Source organism: Paenarthrobacter sp. NPDC056912 (assembly GCF_042786555.1).
Taxonomy (GTDB): Bacteria; Actinomycetota; Actinomycetes; order Actinomycetales; family Micrococcaceae; genus Arthrobacter.
The window spans coordinates 98,808-118,730 of the sequence record NZ_JBHUCD010000006.1 but is presented as its reverse complement, the minus strand read 5'-3'; the positions used below and the strand labels follow the sequence as shown (position 1 = coordinate 118,730).

Genomic DNA, 19,923 nt, shown 5'->3' with positions numbered 1-19,923 from the left:
GTTGCCTTCTGTGGATATTCTGCCCGGTACCAGTGACATTCAAGCACCGGGCACCCGGCCTCACGACAATCCAGTGACACGCATGGTGATGTTGATCCGTCCGTGGGACAAGCCGCATCCCTCCGGCGCCGTTCCCGCGAGGACCTTGGGGATGCCGTGATAGGCGAAGCGGGACGGCCCGCCGAAAACGAAGAGGTCTCCTGAGCGCAATTCAACATCCGTGTACGGTTTGGTGCGCGTCCGGGTGTTTCCGAAGCGGAAGATGCACGTTTCGCCAATACTGAGGGAGACTACGGGCGCGTTGGAGCGTTCGTCCTTGTCCTGATGCATTCCCATGGCGGCGCCGTCATCGTAGAAATTCACCAAGGCGGCGTCGGGCGTGTAATCGTGGGCGCTGTCGGGCCCCGGGCCACCGCCCTCCCCGCCGGACGAGTAGACGGCTGCAACTGCCTTCCGCCCGAGCCGCACCATCCAGTCGGGAAAGTCGAGAACGGGGCGGCCGTTGACGTCAGTGGCCTCCCGTGTGTACTTGTAGGGCTGCCAGTGCCAGCCCAGGCACACGGTGCGCACGGACATCTGGTGGCCACCTGGAAGCGTGGCCGCACGCAGGGGAACAGGACCGTGGGTCCATTCGCCAAAGCGCCGCACTATCCAGCGTTGCTGCTCTTCGGTGAGCCAGCCAGGCACATGGACGGCGCCCGGGGAAATCAGGCGTGGTCCGGAGTCGTGGGTTTCGGGTTGGACCAGCTCCAGAGGGAACAGGCCGTCCTCGGTCACGCCACCGTCTCCAGTTCGAGCAAGGTCCGTTTGGCATCGGCGCCGCCAAGGTAGCCCCCGAAGCTGCCGTCGGACTTGACCACGCGGTGGCAGGGCACGATGACGGGCAGCGGGTTGGTGGCGCACGCGGTGCCCACAGCGCGCACGGCATTGGGACTGCCAGCCGCTTGGGCTACTTGCGCATAGCTTTCGGTGTGGCCGTAGGCGATCCGGGGCAGGTGGCGCAGGACGTTCAACCGGAACCCGCGGGACAAACGGAGATCCAAGAGGAGGTCGAACTCCCTCCTGGTGCCGGCAAAGTACTCATCCAATTCACGGGCGGCGTCGTCGAGTCGTGCCGGTGCCTGAAGGATGCGTGGGCTGACGGTGTCCGCAAGGCGCTGCAGGACCTGGCCGTGGTCCTCGAGTTCGAAGGCGACACGAAGGATTCCGCGATCCGAGGCGGCCAACAGGAGCTTCCCCACTGGCGAGTCCACCACCCTGTAGGCAATGTCCATGGCATGGGTCAGCTGTGCGTCGCGGGCCAACCGGGCGTGGAGGCTGGCAAGGGCGGGCTCCATGCCGGCGTCGAGGGGATGCAGGAGCAAGGCGACCTCGGCGTGGTCGGGGCTGAGTTCAAGGGTCATCGGATTTCTCCTTTCGAAGCTGAATGAACCAGCGTTGGAAGCTCGGCCAGCGCAATGCGGAGGGCCTTCACGCCGTCCGCTCCGGCGCGCCGGGCGGCTTCGGGAGTGCCGCCCAGCAGGGCTGCTACATCCTTGTACGGAAGCCCTGCGATGTAGTGGTACGCCACGGCTTGGCGCTGTTTCGGCGGGAGGTGCCCGACGGCGTCGAACAGTTCGGCGTGCCCGTCGCCCGGAATGCCAAGGCGGGAAGGCTGCTCAGGCGGCTGTTCGACGGGCAGCGCGCGACGGTTTCCTGCACGCAGATGGTCGATGCATTTGCGGTGGGCGATGGTGACGAGCCACGCTTCGACATTGGCTCCGATGGGGAGCTCGGGATAGGCCTGAAGCGCTGCCAGGAAGGTTTCGGACCAAGCGTCGTCGGCCTCGTGCACGCCAAGGACAGCGCGGCACACACGAAGAACAGTAGCCCCCTGTTCCTGGACCACGGTCTCGAAGGGTTTCTTGGGCTCTGGCGGCTGCCTGGGCTCCATCAGAAGAGTTTGCCCTCTCTAACAGTTGCGGGTTCCTCGAGATCCAGGAGGAAACGCTTGTTTCGGAGGCCGCCAGCGTAGCCGGTGAGTTGCCCTTTGCTCCCCACTACGCGGTGGCACGGGATGATGATGCTCAAGGGGTTGCGTCCAACCGCGGATCCAACAGCTTGGGCCAGATGGGGATCGCCAAGCTCCGAGGCCAGCTCCCCGTAGGTGATGGTTTCTCCGAAGGGAATGTGCTGGAGCCGCTCCCAGACCTTTTCCTGGAAGGCGTTTCCGCGTGCCTCGAACGGAACCTCGAAGACTGTTCTTGTGCCGTCGAGGTATTCATCCAATTCATGACGGGTCATTGAGAAGACCGGATCCTCGATTTCCACGGGGACACCGAAGTAATCGGCCGGAGGCATATGCCAGTGGCCCTCATAGAAGATGCCCGTCAAAAACTCCCCGCGCGCAGTCAACGTCAACTGCCCCAACGGGGACTCCAAGGTGGTGTGCCTGGTGTTCATATCCTGTAGACGTCCACGGCCACGGAAATGTGAGGTGCGGAATTCCTAGGAGCGCCAGCGGGTAGTCATGAGGAAACCGACAATCGCAATGCCGAAGCCGGCCACGATGTTCCACGAAGCCCAATCCTGGACGGGGAAGCGGCCCTCGGTGATGTAGAACGTGATGATCCAGACCAGGCCCACAATCATCAGGCCGAACATGACTGCCTTGTACCAGACCGGGTTCGGCTTGTACTGCTGTGCTGCGGAAGTCTGCTGGGCCTGACGGGCAGGCCGCTTGCGGGGCTTGGACTCGGGCACGGATCCTCCTGGCTGTTCGGTTGATACCCGTTCCTGTCAGCCTTGATATCCTGCAGGAAGAAATTTCCAGCGGTTAACGGCCACGCGACGTTCCGGGTTGGTTCTAGCTGTCAAGTCTAGCCGTAACCCGGGGTCAGCCTGTGCCGCCCGCGTCCGATACGAGGAGACCTGTGGCGCACCAGCAGACGACGGCCGCCACTGCCGTGCCGTCCGCCCGCCAAGGGCAGCAGAAGCGCCCCCGCAAGCGGCTCCGGGCCTCGGACATCATCCGCAAAATCAGCCAGATCCTTGGTGAACTCCTCATCACCGCAGGAATCGTCCTGCTCTTGTTTGTTGGCTGGGAACTCTGGTGGACCAATGTCGAAGCCGATGCCAAGCAAACAGAAGCCGTGCAGAGCTTCGCCCAGGAATTTACGGGCCCCGTCACTCCCGCTGCGCCCGCCGGCCCCGCTGACTACGGCCAACCCGCGGTAGGGACAGCCCCGGGCAACGGCGGCATGATCGGGATCATGTACATCCCCCGGTTCGGGTCCGACTACACCCGACCCATCATTGAGGGCACCGGCTCGGACGTCCTGGACACCCTTGGCCTGGGCCATTACGGGAGCACCAGCATGCCGGGGGCGACCGGAAACTTCGCCGTGGCGGGCCACAGGCAAACACACGGCGCCGTCCTGGATAGCATCCACACGCTGGTCCCGGGTGACAAGATCTACGTCCAGACGGCGGATGGCTATTACACCTACGTGTTCCGGAACAACCAGATTGTCCTTCCGGACCGCACCGACGTTTTGCTGCCTGTTCCCACCCAACCGGGAGCCAGTCCCAAGGAAAGCATCCTCACCATGACCAGCTGCAACCCACGTTTCGGGTCACAGGAACGCATCATTGCCTACTCGATCCTGGAGAGTTGGCAACCTGCCTCCGCTGGACCGCCGTCGGAAATTGCCACCCAAGTAGCCCAAGCCCGGGGAAAGGGGTAAAGGATGTACGCATGGATCTTCCGTAGCTTGCCCGGCCCGCTCTGGGTGCGGATCCTGACCGCCCTGGTCCTTGTGGGAGTGGTGCTTGTCCTGATGGTGCAGTTCCTCTTCCCCTGGTTTTCCCAATTCACCACTTTGACCGACTCAACGATTGGTTCAGTGCAGCAACCATGAGCACAACAAAAATTCTTGTAGTGGATAACTACGACAGCTTCGTCTACACGCTGGTGGGATACCTGCAGGAACTTGGCGCCGAGACAACCGTGGTCCGCAACGACGACGTGACGCTCGCCGAAGCCACCGAACTCGCAGCAACCCGCGACGGCGTCCTGGTCTCACCTGGTCCAGGTACCCCGGCGGAGGCCGGTGTCTGCATCGAGCTCATCAAATGGTGTGGAGAGAACTCCAAGCCAATGTTCGGCGTCTGCCTGGGACACCAGGCCCTTGCCGAGGCCTATGGCGGCGTAGTGACCCACGCACCGGAACTCATGCACGGCAAGACCTCCCCGGTCCAGCACGACGGCAAGAGCGTCTTTGCGGGCCTCCCCTCGCCTGTCACGGCAACCCGGTACCACTCACTCGCGGCGGTCCGGGACTCCATCCCGGACGTCCTGGAGATCACGGCCGAGACCACCAACGGCGTGGTGATGGGCCTGCAGCACCGGACCGCGCCCCTTTGCGGCGTCCAGTTCCATCCGGAGTCAGTCCTCACCGAAGGTGGGTACCAGATGCTCGGAAACTGGTTGGAGTCCCTCGGAATGACCGGGGCTGCAGAACGTGCGTCCAAGCTGAGCCCGTTGATCAAGCACTAGCCTGCGTCGGCCGCTACTTCTTGGGGGTAGTGGGCTTGGTGCTGGGAGTCTCTGATGACGTGGGAGTAGGCGTGGGCGTGGGGACCACGGGAGCCTTGGCTACTGTCACCGTGACTGCCTTGCCCTGATCCAATTCGGCGTTGACGGCCTCGCTCTGGGCCGTGACCTTGCCGGGCGCCACCTGGGAGTTTTCCTGCTCTACGACAACCATGGTGAGGCCGTTCGTCTTCAGGAGTGCTTCGGCCTCGCTCTGCGCCAGTCCGATCAGCTGCGGCATGAGTACCTTGCCCGAGGAGACCTGCAACTCCACCTTGGTGCTGGTGGCGATGGGTCCACCCGGCGCCGGGCCCGTGTTGATGACCAAACCGATGGGAACGGTGGGGTTGTGGGTCCGGGTAGTGACGATGTCCCCAGTGATCCCCAAGCGGCGCAGGACATCGCGGGCGTCCGCTTCCGTCCGGCCCACGATGTCCGCAGGAATGGTCACGGAGCTGGGACCGCTGGAGATATTCAGGACAACTTCGGTGTCTTGCTCAAGCATTGAGCCCGCGCTCGGAGAGGTACCGATTGCCATGTCCTTGGCAATGGTGTCGTTGGGAGCCCGCACCGTCTTGGGCACCAGCTTCGCCGAATACAGTTCCTGGATGGCCTGGGATTCGGACATGTTGGACACCGTGGGCACGGCGATCTTCTCGGGTGGCGGCGGCTGCATGTTCATGAGGCTGTAGAGCCAGAAGCCACCGCCTGCGAGCACCAGCAGCGTGAAGATGACCAGCGTTGCGGCCCAAGCACGACGCCGGGAGTTCTGCCCCGCTGTCCGCTCGCGTTCCGGTGGGAGGTCCAGCGGAAGAGGCTCTTCCGGGTGGTCGTCGTACGGCTCGTCCTTGAATTGCCCGGCGTCCAGGAGTCCCACGGCCGTAGAGCTCAAGAGCTGCGTTGCCGGGTCCTCGGACTCCACGAGGTCGTTGGGATCGGTGGGGGCCTCGCTGGAAGGCAGTGCAGGCACGGGAATGCCGTTGCTGGCTGCCCGGAGTGCCCGGCGGAAGGCCGCAGCGTCCTGGAAGCGGTCCGTTCGGCTCTTCTGCAGTGCCTTGGCCAAGACAGTATCCAAGGCCTCTGAAACGGCCGGGTTGTGGGCGCTGGGAAGGTCCGGGGTTTCACGGACATGCTGGTAGGCAACCGACACGGGGCTGTCTCCCACGAACGGGGGCCGGCTGGTCAGAAGCTCGTACAGGAGGCAACCGGCAGAGTAGAGGTCGCTGCGCGCATCCACTGTTTCGCCTCGGGCCTGCTCAGGTGAAAGGTACTGCGCGGTGCCCACCACGGCCTGCGTTTGCGTCATGGTGGCAGCGGAATCGGCCATGGCACGTGCTATGCCAAAGTCCATGACCTTGACGTCCCCGGTGTCGGCGCAGACCATGACGTTGGCCGGCTTGATGTCCCGGTGGACGATGCCGGCGCGGTGGCTGTACTCAAGGGCGGCCAGGACACCGAGGGTGTAACCGATGGAATCTTCAACGCCAAGCTCATTGGCCTTGATCATGTCCCGAAGGGTCCGTCCTGCCACAAACTCCATGACGATGTACGGGACCCGCACGTCCTCGCCCGGACCACCGGGCACGGAATATTCGCCGGTATCGAAGATGGCCACAATGGACGGGTGGTTCAAGGCTGCCACCGCTTGGGCTTCGCGCTTGAAACGCGCCTGGAACTGGGGATCGCGGGCAAGGTCCGCGCGCAGCACCTTGACGGCGACGGTCCGGCCCAGGAGGGTGTCCGTTCCGCGGTAGACGTCTGCCATGCCGCCGCGGCCGATCAACTCACCGAGTTCGTAACGAGCATTGAGGATGCGCTGTGAAGACACAGGTGTGCTCTCCTCTCGATGCGCGGGACCGGGCCGTGGCGTGGACATGGTTTCTTACTTAGTTGTTCGGGCTGCCAGTGCCGCTGGGGCTGGAGCTCGGCGATCCGGGGTTGGTGGGAACAACGGCCCTGGACAGGTGGTAAGTGACTACGGAGCCGGCTTCAACCTTGGTTCCTGCGGCTGGCTCGGACCTGACGAACGTACCCGCGGGCTGGCTCACGCTGCCGTTCACGGGATCCCCCGCCACCCAGCGAAGACCGGCAGCTTCGATGAGGCCGCGGACCTGGTCTTCGGGAAGACCGACTCCGATGCTGGGCACAGCAACCATCTCAGGGCCCTTGGAGTATTGGACCGTGATCAGCTGGCCGGGATCGACGGCACCGGTCGGGTCGAGGTTTGTCACTGTTCCCACCGGCGAGGAATCGAATACCTGCTCACCGCTGACGCCCAGACCCATGCCGGTCAACGCAGCGCGGACAGTCTCAAACTGCTGTCCGAGATACTGCTCCGGAATGAGGTTGATCTTCTGCGGAGTCGACTGAGTGGGAGACGGTGCCTCGGAAGTAGGCGTCGGTGTTGGAGTAGGCGCCGAGGAAGTAGGGCTGGCCGTCCGGCTGGGACTGGCGGAGGTGGACTGGCTCGGGCTGGGACTCGGAGAGAAGAATCCCGACTGCGATATCAGGAAACCAACCAACGCGAACAGGACCAGAAGGATCAAGGCAACCAGCGGCCAGGTCCACGGGCTGCGCTTCTTGCGTTCCGGTTCCGGGTCGTCGAAGTTTTCGTCGTCGCCGTAGGCCACTTCTTCGTCGTCGTTCAGTTGCCGTTCGGCCTCGAGGGCGTTGGCGCGCGTCAGGGGGTTGTCAGCGGAAGCCGCAGCAGCCCCTGCAGCAGCCCCGACCGCACCGGCACCAAGCACCGGGAGCGCGGAGGTCGCCGTCGTCGACTGTTCCTTGCCGAAAGGCGAGGTAACGACGCCGGTGGGCGCCGTTGCCGTGTTGACCGGCGCCGTGATGGGTCCGGTGGTGCCCTCGAACAGCAGCATTCCGGGTACGGCAGCGTGTGCCGTGGCGATGTCGCCGTTGCGGATGGCCTCGGCGGCTTCAGCCAGTTTGATGGCGTTGGCCGGACGGTTCTTGGGATCCTTGGCCAACATGGACATCAGCAGCGCACGAACGGGCGTGGGCAGCGTTTCCGGCAGCGGCGGCGGAGCATCATTGACCTGGGCGAGGGCAATCGCGATTTGCGATTCGCCCGAGAACGGACGGTGTCCCGTGAGGCACTCATAGCCGATGACGCCCAAGGAGTAGATGTCAGAGGAACCCGTGGCAGTCTGGCCAGTAGCTTGCTCAGGAGCCAGGTATTGGGCCGTACCCATGACCTGGCCGGTCTGGGTCAGCGGAACCTGGTCAGCGAGGCGGGCAATACCGAAGTCCGTGACCTTGACGCGGTTGTCCGGCGTGATCAGCAGGTTGCCCGGCTTGATGTCGCGGTGGACAAGGCCCTGGGCGTGGGCAACGGCAAGGGCGCGGGCCGTTTGGGCGATGATGGACAGTGTCATGTCCGGAGACAGGACCTGCTCGCGCTCAAGGATCCCGCTCAGCGGATGACCCGGCACAAGTTCCATGACCAAGTAGGCCGAGCCGGCTTCCTCGCCGTAATCGAAGACATTGGCGATGCCGACGTGGTTGAGCAGGGCAGTGTGCCTGGCCTCGGCACGGAAGCGCTGAAGGAAACCGGGGTCCCCCGTGTATTCCTCCTTGAGCACCTTGATGGCTACGATCCGGCCCAGGATTTGGTCCTTGGCCTTCCAGACCTCGCCCATGCCGCCAATCGCAATGCGACTGGTCAGCTGGAACCTGCCGCCGAGTGTGATTCCTGAAGTAGGCCTCACTTATTCAACACCGCCTCAAAAATCTTCTTTGCGTTCGGACTGGTTAGCTTGGCGCCGGTGGTCACGTCCACACCTTCCATGACGATGGTGACGGCCACTTGCGGGTCGTTCGCCGGGGCGAACCCGGTAAACCATGAGTTGTTCAAACCTGAATCGCCGAGTTCGGCGGTGCCGGTCTTTCCGGCCACCTTCACGCCCGGAACTGCAGCGCCGTTGGCAATGCCGTTATCGACAGCGCTGGTCATCCATTCGGTGATCTGGCTGGCGATGGGCTGCGTGGTGCTGGTGCGGAGTGCCTCGGACTTGAATTCGCTGATGACGCGGAGGTCGGGTGCCCGAACCGCCTTGACCAGGTTCGGCTTCATCTGCACGCCCCCGTTGGCGATGGCCGCCGTCATGAGGTTGATCTGCAGCGGGGTGGCCTTGACGTCGCGCTGGCCAACAGCGGACTGGGCCAACTGGGCTTGGTCGAGATCCTCCGGGAAGACGCTGATGGCCTGCTGGAGCTTGAGCTGATCGCCGAAGGTGTCGCCGAAGCCAAACTTTTCGGCCTGTTGCCGAATGGCGTCCTGGCCCAGGTCAAGGGCAATGCTCGCGAAGGGGGTATTACAGGACTGTTCCAATGCAAAGACGAACGTGGCCGTTTCGCGCACGTTGCAGTTACCGCCGGCATAGTTCGGCAGGCTCGCACTGGATCCGGGCAACGGCAGGCTGCTGGGGTTCGGCAGCTCGCTGTCCTTGTTGTACTTGCCGGAGTTCAAGGCAGCCGCAGTGTCGATCAACTTGAAAACAGACCCCGGGGACAGCAGGTTGCCAGTGGGGCCGCTGACGTTCTGGTTCAGGTTGATGCCCGGGACCTGGTTCAGCGCCGCGTAGTTTGCCTGCGCGGCGGCGGTGTCATGCGTGGCGATCAGGTTGGGATCGTAGGACGGCTTGGACACCATAGCCAGGACGGCGCCCGTCCTCGGGTTGGTCACGACGATGGAGCCGCGCTGGCCGTCCGGGATGAGATCGAAGGCCAACTGCTGGATGGCGGGATCCAAGGTCAGTTCCACTGACGCACCCTTGGGCTCGTTGCCCAGGAACATCTGGCTTACTCGATCAAGGAACAGCTGGTCCGAGTTGCCCGCGAGGGTATCGCCCATTGACTGTTCCAAGCCGGTTGAACCGAAACCCTTTGAGAAATAGCCGGTAATGCCGGCATAGAGCTCCGGCTGGTTGTACTTGCGCTGGAAGGCACATGACTCGGTTCCCGGCACGGATTCCGCCACCGGCTTGCCGCCAACAACAATCGGTCCGCGGTCGTTGCAGAACGAGGCCAGGATGGCGCGCTGGTTCCACGGGTTGTCATTGAGGTCGTCAGCGCCAATGACCTGGACATAGCTGATGGCGCCGAAGATCAACGCAAACATGGCGACGGCAGCCATCCAGGAACTGCGAATAGCCTGGTTCATTGTTGCTTCACCGCCTCTGTTGGTGCGCTGGGTGTTTGTCCTGTGGCCGGTTTACGGTTTCCGGGCGTGCTGCTGCTCGCAGGGGGTTTGTTGACCATGGGAGTGGTGTCAACCGGTCCGCGGGCGGTATTGGAGATCATGAGCAGCAGGCCGACGATTATCCAGTTGGCCAAGAGCGATGAACCACCGGCTGCCAAGAACGGCGTTGTCAGGCCGGTCAAGGGGATGAGCCTGGTGACGCCACCGATGACTACGAAGCACTGCAGGGCAATCGCGAAGGACAATCCGCAAGCCAGTAGCTTGCCGAACGCATCACGGGTTCCCAGGGCTGCCCGGAAACCTCGGGTGAAGAGCAGCAAGTAGAGCATCACTACGGCAAACAGGCCAATCAGGCCCAGCTCTTCACCGATAAGCGCCACGATCATGTCGCTGTTGGCGAAGGGCACCAGGTCCGGACGGCCTTGGCCCAGTCCTGTGCCAACCAACCCGCCGTCAGCCATGCCGAACAAACCCTGCACGATCTGCCCGCTGCCGCCGGGGGAACGGCCGAAAACCTCCGGGGTGAAGGCGTTGATCCAGCTGTCGATTCGGAAAGCGACGTGAGAGAAGATCTTGGATGCGATGAAACCGCCGCCCAGGATCAATGCCACACCAATGACAACCCAGGAAATACGGCTGGTAGCCACGTAGATCATCACGATGAACAGGCCGAAGAAGAGGATCGAGGAGCCAAGGTCGCGCTGGAAGACCAGGACGCCGATGCTGACCAACCACGCGGTGATCATTGGCCCGAGGTCCTTGAACCGCGGGAACTGCATGGGGCCGATCTTCCTTCCTGCGAGCAGGATGAGGTCCCGGTTGGAGGAAAGATACCCGGCGAAGAATATGGCCAGCGTGATCTTGGCGATCTCGCCTGGCTGGAACGTCATGGGACCCACGCGGATCCACACGCGCGCTCCCAGGATCTCGCCGGCAGAAATGCCGGGGATCAAGGGAAGAAGCAACAGGAAGGCACTTGCAGCCAAGGAAATATAGGTGAACCGGCGCAGGATTCGGTGGTCCTTGAGGAACCAGATCACAGCAATGGACACGGCCATGGCGATGACCGTCCAGCGGAGCTGGTTGTTGCCCGTATCGTCCCCAGGGCCGTCCATCCTGTGGATCAGCGCGAGCCCGAGTCCGTTCAAGGCAACGACAATAGGAAGTATTACCGGATCGGCATACTTTGCGCGGAGCCTGAGGACCATATGGAACGCGAACGCGGCCAAGGCGAGCAGGCTCGACTGGAACCAGAAGTCACTGTCCAGTCCGACGTCGGAGTTAATGCTCACCAGGGCACTTGCGCCGATGCCTACGGCGAGGGCAAGCACGATGAGCAGCAGCTCAACGTTGCGGCGGGGCTTGGGAACAAGCTCAGTCTGGATCATTTGGCCGCCTCACAGGGAGTCGGGACGGGCGAAGGGCTGGGGGTGGCAATGGCCGCCGTGCTCGGTACGGCCGCGCTGGTCGTCGCAGACGGCGTCGGCGTGGGCTTGGCGGACGTGCTGGGGCAGTTGGCCGAGGCGCTGCCGGTGTTCTTCAGGTTCTCAACAATGCGCTGGGCGTCGTCGAGGTCGCCGGCCGGGACGGTCTGGCGAACACTCTGCTGGCCGTATTCCGGCAATGAGTCCACCCTGACGTCGGTCACGGCTTCGAGCCGGGAAAGCTGAATGGGGCCAAGCCTCTGTGAGATGCCGTTGAAGATGGCGACCCTCTGGTCGTACTCGCCCACGTAGTAACGGGTTTGCGTCCAGGCGTAGCCAAGCCACAGACCTACGACGACGCCGAGGACCACTACCGCTGCCACGGCAGGCATGAGCCAACGGACGCGGCGCCTTGCCGGTTCCTCGATTTCCACACGGTCTTGTTCCGCTTTGTGGGTGAGCACCGTAGCGGCCCGGCGTGCCACCGTGCGGCCGGCAACGGTGGGAATGGAACCGGTCTCAGCTGCGGTGGCTGCGGCGCCAACAAGTTCATGCGGGCGGCTGGCCAGCTCCTCTCGCAGGACTTCTGCCGAAAGATGCTCGCCAAGGTGCGGGTCCGTGGTTGCGGGAGGTTCATGGGACCCCGTGGCAGAACCGGGCGTCTCCGCGGGCGCGTCTTCTCCGCCAGTGGGATCACCGGTGCTGAACGAAGAGCCCGCGTCGGCCAGCCGTGCAGCCTTAGCCGTAGCTTCGGATTGGGCGTTCTCTGCCGATTTTGGTGTGGAAGGTGCGTCAGGGGACTTGGTGGCTGTGACGGCGTCGGACTCACCAACCGCATCAAGCGCCGCGGCCGGAACGACGTCGACGGCGGCCGTGTTGACGTCGTCGCCCGTTTCCTCGGTAATCTCCAGCATCACGACCGTGACATTGTCCGGGGCGCCGGCTTCCAGCGTCAGGTCCACCAGGATCTCCACGCACTCGCGAAGGTCCTTGGTTTCACGGACCGTGCGCTCCACGACGTGGCCCGCTACGTAGTTGAGGCCATCCGAGCACAGCAGCCAGCGTTCGCCGGGCTCCACTGCAAGGACGTCCAAGTCCAACTCAGGGCTGGCATCGACGTCGCCGAGGACCCGCATCAGGACATTCTTGTGGGGATGTGTTTCGGCTTCTTCGGGCCGTAGGCGGCCCTCGTCGATGAGCCGCTGGACGAAAGTGTGGTCAATGCTGACCTGCTCGAACGTCTTGTTCCGCAGGCGGTACGCACGGGAGTCGCCAATGTGGGCGAAGTGCAGTTTCCGGCCCTCGAGGAGCAGCGCGGTAACCGTGGTTCCCATGCCGGAAAGCTTTGGATTCTGGTGCACAAGTTCGGAAAGCAGCGAATTGGCGGTCTGGATCTCGTCAGCGAGGACCGTTTCAGCGCCCTCCGGGTAGTCGTCATGGTCCAGATGGATCATGTCCAGGACCGTTGAAGCGGAGGCGACATCGCCGCCCGCGTGACCACCCATGCCATCGGCCACGACCGCTAGATGGCGGCCCACGTACGCGGAGTCGTCATTCTTGGAGCGGATCCGGCCGACGTCGGAACGTGCAGCGTAGCGCATGATGAGCGGGCGCTCCGCGGTAGTTTCCTTGCGTTCGGGGGTCTCGGAAGAGGCCATGGACTACGGCCTCAATTCAATGACCGTCTTGCCGATTCTCACGGGGACGCCAAGCTCAACCGGCAATGCACGGGTGAGCTGTTGATCGGCCAAATAAGTGCCGTTGGTGGAGCCGAGGTCCTCAATGAACCAGCGGCTTCCCTGCGGGAACAGGCGCGCGTGACGACCGGAGGCATAGTCGTCTTCCAAGACCAACGTGGCTTCCTGGGCGCGTCCCATCAGGATGGGGCTCGCGGCCAGGGGCACTGTGGTGCCCTTGAGTGGGCCCTCGGTGACCACCAGGGTGCGTGCATGCTGGATGGCGGGCGGGGGCGAAGCGGCCAGTTCCGGGTGCTTGCGGACTTCGCGTGCCGTGGGAGTGCCGGTGACTGCCTTGCGGCCGATCTGGAGATCGCGGCGCATGGTGGACACGATGCTGAAGATCAGTACCCATAGCAACAGGAGGAACCCGAAGCGAAGAGCAGTGATGGTCAGTTCGCTGATGTCGTTCACGCGTGGCCACCCGGTGTTTGGGGGAGGAGGCGGAAAATGATCTTGGTACGTCCCATCGTGATGGTTGAGCCGTCGGTGAGCTCCACGCTGCCGTCTACCTTGTGTCCGTTCACATAGCTGCCGTTGGTGGAACCAAGGTCCACGGCCCAGGTGCTGCCGTGTTGGGTTCGGATCTCAAGGTGCTTACGGGAGACCCCGGTGTCATCCACCAGGATGTCCGCTTCCGAGGATCGGCCCAGCACCACGGACTGGGCGTTGAGGGAATAGCGTTGGCCTCCGATGTCCAGGACGGGCTGGAGGCGGGTGGGCTGCCGTGCCGGGGCTGCCGGAACGTGGGCCCGGGGAGCCTGCGGGGCGGGAGCGGCGTCGTCGGACGATTTTTCGGTACGGGAAGCGATTTCGAAGTGGCCGGCCCGTTCTTCGTCATTTCGACGGAACGAGATGCGGACGGAACCCTGGAGCGTGTAGCCCTGGCTGCGGACGTGCTGGATGACGACATCGCACAATTCCTCGGCCAGGGGAGTGCCCCATTCCTGGGCCCTGGCGAAATCCTCATCGCTGAGCAGGACATCAAAAACGTTGGGAGCGAGCGTCCGCCCGGCGGCGATGGTGATCGCCTTGTTGTCCAATTCCCGACGCAGGCGACTGGCAATCTCCACCGGCTCAACACGTGCCCGCGACCCCGTGGAGAAGACATTGCGGACGGCCTTTTCAATGCCGCGCTCGACTTTGTCCAGCAAACCCATGATCCTTCTCCTTTCCTTGCCGCGGCACCCGCTGTGCCTGGTCCGATAGTCCATCCGATGGTCCGTCTGCGCACACAGCGAAGTACGCGCCGAACGGCCCTTCCACTTCCCGATACTACTGGGACTGACTGGGAATGGCCTTAATCCACAACGCCCTGCGACCCGGAAAAGTTCGTTCGCGGCCCTTGCTGGCGCGGGAGCCGGGGTACGAAATTCTCATGGCGTTCAGCCGTTGTTCGGAGGGGTTGGGAGTCCTCGCAGGGTCGCTCCGCCACACGATTGGTGTTTTGCCGGGGGTGTCCGTTATGCTTGATCTCGCTGCTTTTGAAGGAAACGAAACCGGGAGACTGGTGGAAGTCCTGAAAAAGAAGTTGCGCGCGAGTGGCGGAACGGCAGACGCGCTGGCTTCAGGTGCCAGTATCCGAAAGGGTGTGGGGGTTCAAATCCCCCCTCGCGCACGCAATCGAAAGAGCCCCGATCTTAGGATCGGGGCTCTTTTGTTTTTCCTGAGCGGGCTCCCGACCCCCGCCCTGCTCCGGATTCCTCGCCATTGTGCAGCGGGGAATTCGTACAAGCCCGGGTTCGGACAACAGGGACTGTCAGCCGCGCGCGGCAGCCGTGAACCGGCGTCGTGAGTTGCTCAAGTGCAGGCGCATCGCTGCTGCGGCAGCCGCTTGGTCGCCGTCGGCGATGGCCTGGTAGATCGAGGAGTGTTCGTGGACCACTTGTTCGAAGCGTTCGCGGGAATCTTGTTCGTCGCCGGTGATGAGGCGTTGGCGGGGCATGGTGATCATGGTCTGGCCCAGGGCGGCGATGCAATCGGTAAAAAAGGGATTGCCTGACGCCGCTGCGACGGCGCGGTGGAATTCGAAATCGGACTTCATGGCGTGGGCGGGGTGGCCGGAGTTGGCCGTGAACTGCTCCAAAGCGCCCTGAACGGCCTTAAGCTGCCGTTCCGTGTGGTTTCGCGCGGCCAAGGATGCGGCCTCGGTCTCAACTCCAATGCGGAAGTCGAGCATGTGCAGGCGGTCCTCCATGCTGACAACCGGCCGCGATCCAGGGACCGGAGTGGGACCGTCCGCGGGCGGGGTCAGTGCGAAACTGCCCCGCCCGCGTTCGGTTTCAACCAAACCCTCCGCCTGCAAATGCGTCAGGGCGGAGCGGACTACAGTCCGGCTTACCCCGAACTCGCTGATGAGGGTGTTTTCGCTGGGGAGCTTCTCACCTGGTTGGATGACGCCGTCGACGATGCGGTTGCGAAGGTCGGCGGCGAGGTCCGCAGTCAGGTTTCGGCTCATGGCTTCAAGATTACGCGCCGAACTCCACGGACTCCGTGGTCCAGGCGCGGGCCTGCTCGCTCAGTGTGACGCCTAGTCCGGGACGGTCGGGAACGATCATGCGGCCGTTCTTGGTCTCAAGCCTTTCCTCGAACAACGGGTCCAGCCAGTCGAAGTGCTCTACCCACGGCTCGCGCGGGTACGCGGCGGCCAGGTGGAGGTGGATTTCCATGGCGAAGTGCGGCGCGAGGCCCAGTCCACGCTCATCCGCCAACGCCGCGAGGCGCAGGAACTGGGTGATGCCGCCGACGCGGGGGGCGTCCGGCTGGATGACGTCGCAGCTGTTGGCGTTGATGAGGCCTTTATGTTCTGCGACGGAGGCGAGCATTTCACCCGTGGCGATGGGTGTGTCCAGGACCTGGGCGAGGTGCGCGTGGCCCTCGAAGTCGTAGGCATCCAGAGGTTCTTCGATCCAGATGAGGTTGAATTCCTCGAGCTGGCGGCCCATACGCAGTGCGGTGGCGCGGTCCCATTGCTGGTTGGCGTCCACCATGAGCGGCACGTCCCAGCCGATGTGCTCACGGACTCCGGCCACACGGCGCAGGTCCTCCTTGGAATCGGGCAGGCCCACCTTGATCTTGATGCCGCCGATGCCTTCTTCGATGGACTGGGTGGCGCGTGCTTTGACCTCTTCCAGGGTGGCATTGAGGAAGCCGCCAGAGGTGTTGTAGGTCTGGACGGAGTCGCGGTAGGAACCGAGCAGCTTGGCCAGGGGGAGTCCGGCCCGTTTGGCTTTGAGGTCGTAGAGCGCGATGTCGATGGCGGCCAGCGCCTGCGTTGCCACGCCGGATCGTCCCACCGAGGCTCCGGCCCAGAGCAGCTTGGTGTAGATCTTGCCGATGTCGTTGGGGTCCTCGCCGATGATGCCCTCGGCGACCTCCTTGGCGTGCGCATACTGTGCGGGGCCGCCGGCGCGCTTGGAGTAGCTGAAGCCGATGCCGCTATGGCCCTGTTCCGTGGTGATCTCGGCGAACAGGAACACCACTTCGGTCATCGGCTTCTGGCGCCCGGTGAAGACTTTGGCGTCGCTGATGGGCACGGTCAGCGGCAAACGTGCCGTGGACAGCTTGACGTGACGGATGAGATCTACGGGGCTCATGGTTCTCCTGGTGGGGGCTGGGCATCATTGCCTGCCACTTATGATACAAGTTTTGAACTTGTACTACAAGAGTTTGCGACTGGTCACGTTGTCGGTCGCCGCCCAGTTAATCGACGACGGCGGCAAGCCCGCCTTGGCGGAGTGCGCATGAGGGAGTCGGCACGGGCGAGAGTTGTCTGCGTGGTCAGCCGATCCCACACGGGGATGTTCCAGCCATGGAATTCAGAATACGTTCTGAATTAGTGTGGATACATGAATGCGGCAACAAGACCACTGAAGGCTTCTCGGTCCACGAAATCTCCCAGCTCATTCGAATCCGGCAGGGCTCGGACGTCCTTCCAGTCTTCTGAACTGAGCCGTTCCTCTTCTGAAGTTTTCGCGGCAGCGGCAGATCACCCCGTTCAGGTCACGCGCCGTGACGGAGAATCCCTCGTTTTGATGTCCGCGAGTGCAGATGCGGCCCGTAGTTCTTTGCTGGAACTGGCCGCGCAACTCGTTGCCGTATCAACAAGTACCGAGGGAACGCTTGCAGCCCGGATGGGTGATCGGTTCCCTTGGATGCTTGCCTTGAACCCGGCCGACCAAGAGGCCTGCGCGAACGAAATACTGGCGGCAGCTAGGGCATCCTTCGCCACACATGAACCCCACCTGGCGATTGCAGAGCTCACCTCATGGCGTGAGACGGCCACGGCAATCGCTGCCGGCCTCGGTCGGGAAAGCGTGGAGTGGCTTGATCACTCGGACGCCGTAGTGCGCCCTTAAGGCGTGGTGAAGAAAGAGAAGGGCGAGAAGGTTGAGCGGCCAACCAAGAGAGGTGAGTACGAACTTCGCTTTGCCTCGACCCAGGCGCAGCGAGGCTGGATGAACCTGAATGCGACGATCCGAAACCCATTGGCGGATGCTTGGGACTTTCTAACCCGGACGCCTGAGCAGATAACGCCGTCTAACTACCGGCTACGCGGAGAGCTGGGTCTTGTAAATCGTGATGGAGCTACTCATGAGCGGTGGCAGCATAAGCCCACCCTCAAGGGCGATGCCCGCATCTGGTTCTATGTCGAGGGTCGCGTCGTCTTTCTTGAGCAGGTCCATACGAGTCATCCGAACGAGACAAAGAGTTGAACGCTCGCACGACCGACCTCATCAGACTTACCCCCGCAGCGCCCCGAACCCCGTAATCAGTGCCTCAAGCCCCAAGCTGAAAGCAATGTCAGTCGGGCGCGGGTGATTCTCCAGAGCCAGCCGGTCCACGGCGGCCGTGAAGTTGGGGACCTGTTCGGCGAGGCTGCCGGCGTCGAAAATGTCTGCAGGCGCGGTGACGTCGTAAGCGGCACCGAACACAAACGCTTCCAAAGCGACGATCGCCGAGATGATTTTCTCTTCCGGGAACCCGGCATCGCGGAAGCCGGCGGTGACGGCCTCGTACATGGCCAGGGTCTTGGGCGCATTTGCCACTGGAAGTACTGCAATGACGGGGATCAGCGGCGTATGCTCCGAGAATACGTCCCGGTAGGACCAGGCCCAGCGGCGTACGGCAACATCCCACGGCTCCGCTCCGAAGGCGGAGACGTCCACCATCGCCGCCAAGTGGTCCTCCACCAGCAGCAACACGTCATCCTTGGAGGCCACGTGGTTGTACAGGGCAGAGGGCGCAACGCCCAGGGAGCGGGCCAGCGCCGCCATGGTGAGTCCGTCGTAACCCTTGCTGCTGATCAACTCAAGTGCCGCCGTCGTGATCCCGTCTTGGTCCAGGATCGCCGCTGTCGGTCGTCCGGCGCGGCGGCGCGCGGGGAGCGCGGAAGGAGCGGGAGTCGGTGCGGGCATCGGAGGCCTTTCTGCTGCCTGTGTCCCCAGCATTATTCCACCGGGCCTTCACAGCTGCGGACTACAGCGCTACTATGGACATAAATGAACGCCATTCATTTACTGGTCAGCCACCACGGACGGCCACGGAGAGGACAACATGCAGAATCTTGATCGCGACGTTGTGATCGTCGGTGCCGGACCGTCAGGGTTGACGGCGGCACGCGAATTGAAAAAGGCCGGACTCAGCGTCGCAGTGCTCGAAGCACGCGACCGCGTGGGTGGCCGTACGTGGACCGACACCATTGACGGCGCCATGCTGGAGATCGGCGGCCAGTGGGTTTCCCCGGACCAGACAGCCCTCATGGAGCTGCTGGACGAGCTCGGCCTCAAAATGTACTCGCGCTACCGCGAAGGCGAGTCCGTCTACATCGGTGCAGACGGCAAGCGCACGCAGTACACCGGTGACACCTTCCCGGTGAACGAGACCACCAAAGCCGAGATGGACAAGCTCGTGGCCATCCTGGATGAGCTTGCTGCCGAGATCGGCCCCACCGAGCCCTGGGCACACCCCAAGGCTCGCGAGCTGGACACCATCTCCTTCCATCACTGGCTCCGCGAGAACTCCACTGACGAGGAAGCCTGCAACAACATCGGCCTCTTCATCGCCGGTGGCATGCTCACCAAGCCCGCGCACGCCTTCTCCGCACTGCAGGCAGTCCTCATGGCCGCTTCAGCTGGGTCCTTTAGCCACCTGACGGACGAAGACTTCATCCTGGACAAGCGCGTCATCGGCGGCATGCAGCAGGTTTCGCTGCTGCAGGCGGCCGAGTTGGGCACCGACGTCGTACTTAACAGCCCCGTTCGCACCATCAAATGGGACGACAACGGCGTGACCGTTGTCTCCGAGCAGGCAACCGTGAACGCCCGCTTCGTGATCATGGCCGTGCCGCCGAACCTGTACTCGCGCGTTTCGTTTGACCCGCCGCTGCCGCGCCGCCAGCACCAGATGCACCAGCACCAGTCGCTGGGCCTGGTCATCAAGGTCCACGCCGTTTATGACACGCCGTTCTGGCGCGAAGACGGACTTTCCGGCACGGGCTTCAGCGCTGGCGCGCTGGTCCAAGAGGTCTACGACAACACGAACCACGGCGATTCCCGCGGCACCCTGGTGGGCTTCGTGTCCGACGAAAAGGCTGACGCCGTGTTCGAGCTCAGCGCCGAAGACCGCAAGAAGGCCATCCTGGAGTCGATCGCTGGCTTCCTGGGCGACAAGGCCCTCACCCCCGAGGTCTACTACGAATCCGACTGGGGCTCCGAAGAATGGACCCGAGGCGCGTACGCCTCCAGCTACGACCTCGGCGGACTCCACCGCTACGGCAAGGACCAGCACGCAAACGTTGGACCAATCTTCTGGTCCTCGTCCGACCTTGCTGCCGAGGGTTACCAGCACGTTGACGGCGCGGTCCGCATGGGCCAGGCAACCGCCGCCCGCATTGTCGAGGCAAACAAGCTGAGTGCCTTGCCCGTCGCGTAGAGCACTTTTGCACCACAACCGGCAGGCCGGGGGAGCAGCATC

The 19,923-nt window shown here is 63.2% G+C and carries 21 protein-coding genes and 1 tRNA gene; 7 read left to right on the top strand and 15 right to left on the bottom strand.

The genetic code is table 11. From position 1 onward, the window contains the following. Positions 1–60: 60 nt before the first annotated feature. Genes ACFRJ9_RS08690 through ACFRJ9_RS08670 form a run of 5 tightly spaced genes read right to left on the bottom strand, consistent with a single transcriptional unit; the run spans position 61 to position 2,742 of the window. Positions 61–777 (bottom strand): alpha-ketoglutarate-dependent dioxygenase AlkB family protein, encoded by a 717-nt coding sequence (locus tag ACFRJ9_RS08690; protein WP_377666472.1) that lies wholly within the window; start codon positions 775–777, stop codon positions 61–63. Further along, a complete protein-coding gene (locus ACFRJ9_RS08685) occupies positions 774–1,403 on the bottom strand; it encodes a methylated-DNA--[protein]-cysteine S-methyltransferase (RefSeq protein WP_377666470.1) in 630 nt (209 codons plus the stop codon). Before ACFRJ9_RS08685 ends, ACFRJ9_RS08690 begins: the two co-directional genes overlap by 4 nt. Then, positions 1,400–1,933, bottom strand: a complete 534-nt coding sequence (locus ACFRJ9_RS08680; RefSeq protein WP_377666468.1) for an RNA polymerase sigma factor — start codon at positions 1,931–1,933, stop codon at positions 1,400–1,402. Before ACFRJ9_RS08680 ends, ACFRJ9_RS08685 begins: the two co-directional genes overlap by 4 nt. Further along, the gene (locus tag ACFRJ9_RS08675) at positions 1,933–2,442 is read right to left on the bottom strand and encodes a methylated-DNA--[protein]-cysteine S-methyltransferase (RefSeq protein WP_377666466.1); all 510 of its coding nucleotides are present in this window, start codon (positions 2,440–2,442) and stop codon (positions 1,933–1,935) included. Before ACFRJ9_RS08675 ends, ACFRJ9_RS08680 begins: the two co-directional genes overlap by 1 nt. A 45-nt stretch (positions 2,443–2,487) precedes the next feature. After that, entirely contained in the window at positions 2,488–2,742 is a 255-nt protein-coding gene (locus ACFRJ9_RS08670; RefSeq protein ID WP_377666464.1) for a cell division protein CrgA, read from the bottom strand. 170 nt (positions 2,743–2,912) lie between these two features. On the opposite strand from ACFRJ9_RS08670, the gene ACFRJ9_RS08665 reads away from it, so the two are divergent. From ACFRJ9_RS08665 to ACFRJ9_RS08655, 3 genes are read left to right on the top strand one after another with little or no spacing between them, the layout of a single operon-like run. Next, positions 2,913–3,725, top strand: coding sequence for a class E sortase (locus ACFRJ9_RS08665; RefSeq protein WP_377666462.1), 813 nt, complete (start codon positions 2,913–2,915; stop codon positions 3,723–3,725). Positions 3,726–3,728: 3 nt separating this feature from the next. Then, entirely contained in the window at positions 3,729–3,899 is a 171-nt protein-coding gene (locus tag ACFRJ9_RS08660; protein ID WP_377666460.1) for a hypothetical protein, read from the top strand. After that, positions 3,896–4,537, top strand: a complete 642-nt coding sequence (locus ACFRJ9_RS08655; protein ID WP_377666458.1) for an aminodeoxychorismate/anthranilate synthase component II — start codon at positions 3,896–3,898, stop codon at positions 4,535–4,537. The genes ACFRJ9_RS08660 and ACFRJ9_RS08655 overlap by 4 nt, the downstream gene beginning before the upstream one ends. A gap of 13 nt (positions 4,538–4,550) precedes the next feature. Here the strand turns inward: ACFRJ9_RS08655 and pknB are convergent, their stop codons facing one another. The 7 genes from pknB to ACFRJ9_RS08620 are packed head-to-tail and all read right to left on the bottom strand — an operon-like array spanning position 4,551 to position 14,108. Further along, on the bottom strand, positions 4,551–6,449 hold the full coding sequence (gene pknB, locus ACFRJ9_RS08650) for a Stk1 family PASTA domain-containing Ser/Thr kinase (RefSeq protein ID WP_377666456.1): 1,899 nt from the start codon (positions 6,447–6,449) through the stop codon (positions 4,551–4,553). 10 nt (positions 6,450–6,459) lie between these two features. Next, positions 6,460–8,295, bottom strand: coding sequence for a protein kinase (locus ACFRJ9_RS08645; RefSeq protein ID WP_377666454.1), 1,836 nt, complete (start codon positions 8,293–8,295; stop codon positions 6,460–6,462). Then, entirely contained in the window at positions 8,292–9,749 is a 1,458-nt protein-coding gene (locus ACFRJ9_RS08640) for a penicillin-binding transpeptidase domain-containing protein (protein ID WP_377666452.1), read from the bottom strand. Before ACFRJ9_RS08640 ends, ACFRJ9_RS08645 begins: the two co-directional genes overlap by 4 nt. Beyond that, complete coding sequence (locus tag ACFRJ9_RS08635) at positions 9,746–11,176, bottom strand: FtsW/RodA/SpoVE family cell cycle protein (RefSeq protein WP_377666450.1); 1,431 nt, start codon at positions 11,174–11,176, stop codon at positions 9,746–9,748. Before ACFRJ9_RS08635 ends, ACFRJ9_RS08640 begins: the two co-directional genes overlap by 4 nt. Further along, positions 11,173–12,870 carry a PP2C family protein-serine/threonine phosphatase gene (locus ACFRJ9_RS08630; RefSeq protein ID WP_377666448.1) on the bottom strand — a complete coding sequence of 566 codons (1,698 nt, stop codon included), beginning with the start codon at positions 12,868–12,870 and terminating at the stop codon, positions 11,173–11,175. The genes ACFRJ9_RS08635 and ACFRJ9_RS08630 overlap by 4 nt, the downstream gene beginning before the upstream one ends. Before the next feature lie 3 nt (positions 12,871–12,873). After that, complete coding sequence (locus ACFRJ9_RS08625; RefSeq protein ID WP_377666699.1) at positions 12,874–13,353, bottom strand: FHA domain-containing protein; 480 nt, start codon at positions 13,351–13,353, stop codon at positions 12,874–12,876. A gap of 5 nt (positions 13,354–13,358) precedes the next feature. Beyond that, positions 13,359–14,108 carry an FhaA domain-containing protein gene (locus ACFRJ9_RS08620; RefSeq protein ID WP_377666446.1) on the bottom strand — a complete coding sequence of 250 codons (750 nt, stop codon included), beginning with the start codon at positions 14,106–14,108 and terminating at the stop codon, positions 13,359–13,361. Positions 14,109–14,483: 375 nt separating this feature from the next. Here ACFRJ9_RS08620 and ACFRJ9_RS08615 point away from each other — a divergent pair. Next, positions 14,484–14,566 (top strand) — tRNA-Leu (locus ACFRJ9_RS08615). Positions 14,567–14,707: 141 nt separating this feature from the next. Here ACFRJ9_RS08615 and ACFRJ9_RS08610 read toward each other — a convergent pair. After that, positions 14,708–15,406 carry a FadR/GntR family transcriptional regulator gene (locus ACFRJ9_RS08610; protein WP_377666444.1) on the bottom strand — a complete coding sequence of 233 codons (699 nt, stop codon included), beginning with the start codon at positions 15,404–15,406 and terminating at the stop codon, positions 14,708–14,710. A 10-nt stretch (positions 15,407–15,416) separates the two neighbouring features. Then, entirely contained in the window at positions 15,417–16,544 is a 1,128-nt protein-coding gene (locus ACFRJ9_RS08605) for a mandelate racemase/muconate lactonizing enzyme family protein (protein WP_377666442.1), read from the bottom strand. 252 nt (positions 16,545–16,796) lie between these two features. On the opposite strand from ACFRJ9_RS08605, the gene ACFRJ9_RS08600 reads away from it, so the two are divergent. After that, positions 16,797–17,306: a prevent-host-death protein gene (locus ACFRJ9_RS08600; protein ID WP_377666440.1), complete on the top strand. Its 510-nt coding sequence runs from the start codon at positions 16,797–16,799 to the stop codon at positions 17,304–17,306. A 6-nt stretch (positions 17,307–17,312) separates the two neighbouring features. Further along, positions 17,313–17,663 carry a hypothetical protein gene (locus ACFRJ9_RS08595; RefSeq protein ID WP_377666438.1) on the top strand — a complete coding sequence of 117 codons (351 nt, stop codon included), beginning with the start codon at positions 17,313–17,315 and terminating at the stop codon, positions 17,661–17,663. Positions 17,664–17,690: 27 nt separating this feature from the next. Here ACFRJ9_RS08595 and ACFRJ9_RS08590 read toward each other — a convergent pair whose 3' ends face one another. Beyond that, the gene (locus ACFRJ9_RS08590; protein ID WP_377666436.1) at positions 17,691–18,398 is read right to left on the bottom strand and encodes a TetR/AcrR family transcriptional regulator; all 708 of its coding nucleotides are present in this window, start codon (positions 18,396–18,398) and stop codon (positions 17,691–17,693) included. Positions 18,399–18,504: 106 nt separating this feature from the next. On the opposite strand from ACFRJ9_RS08590, the gene ACFRJ9_RS08585 reads away from it, so the two are divergent. After that, positions 18,505–19,881, top strand: coding sequence for a flavin monoamine oxidase family protein (locus ACFRJ9_RS08585; RefSeq protein ID WP_377666434.1), 1,377 nt, complete (start codon positions 18,505–18,507; stop codon positions 19,879–19,881). The last annotated feature ends 42 nt before the right edge of the window (positions 19,882–19,923 follow it).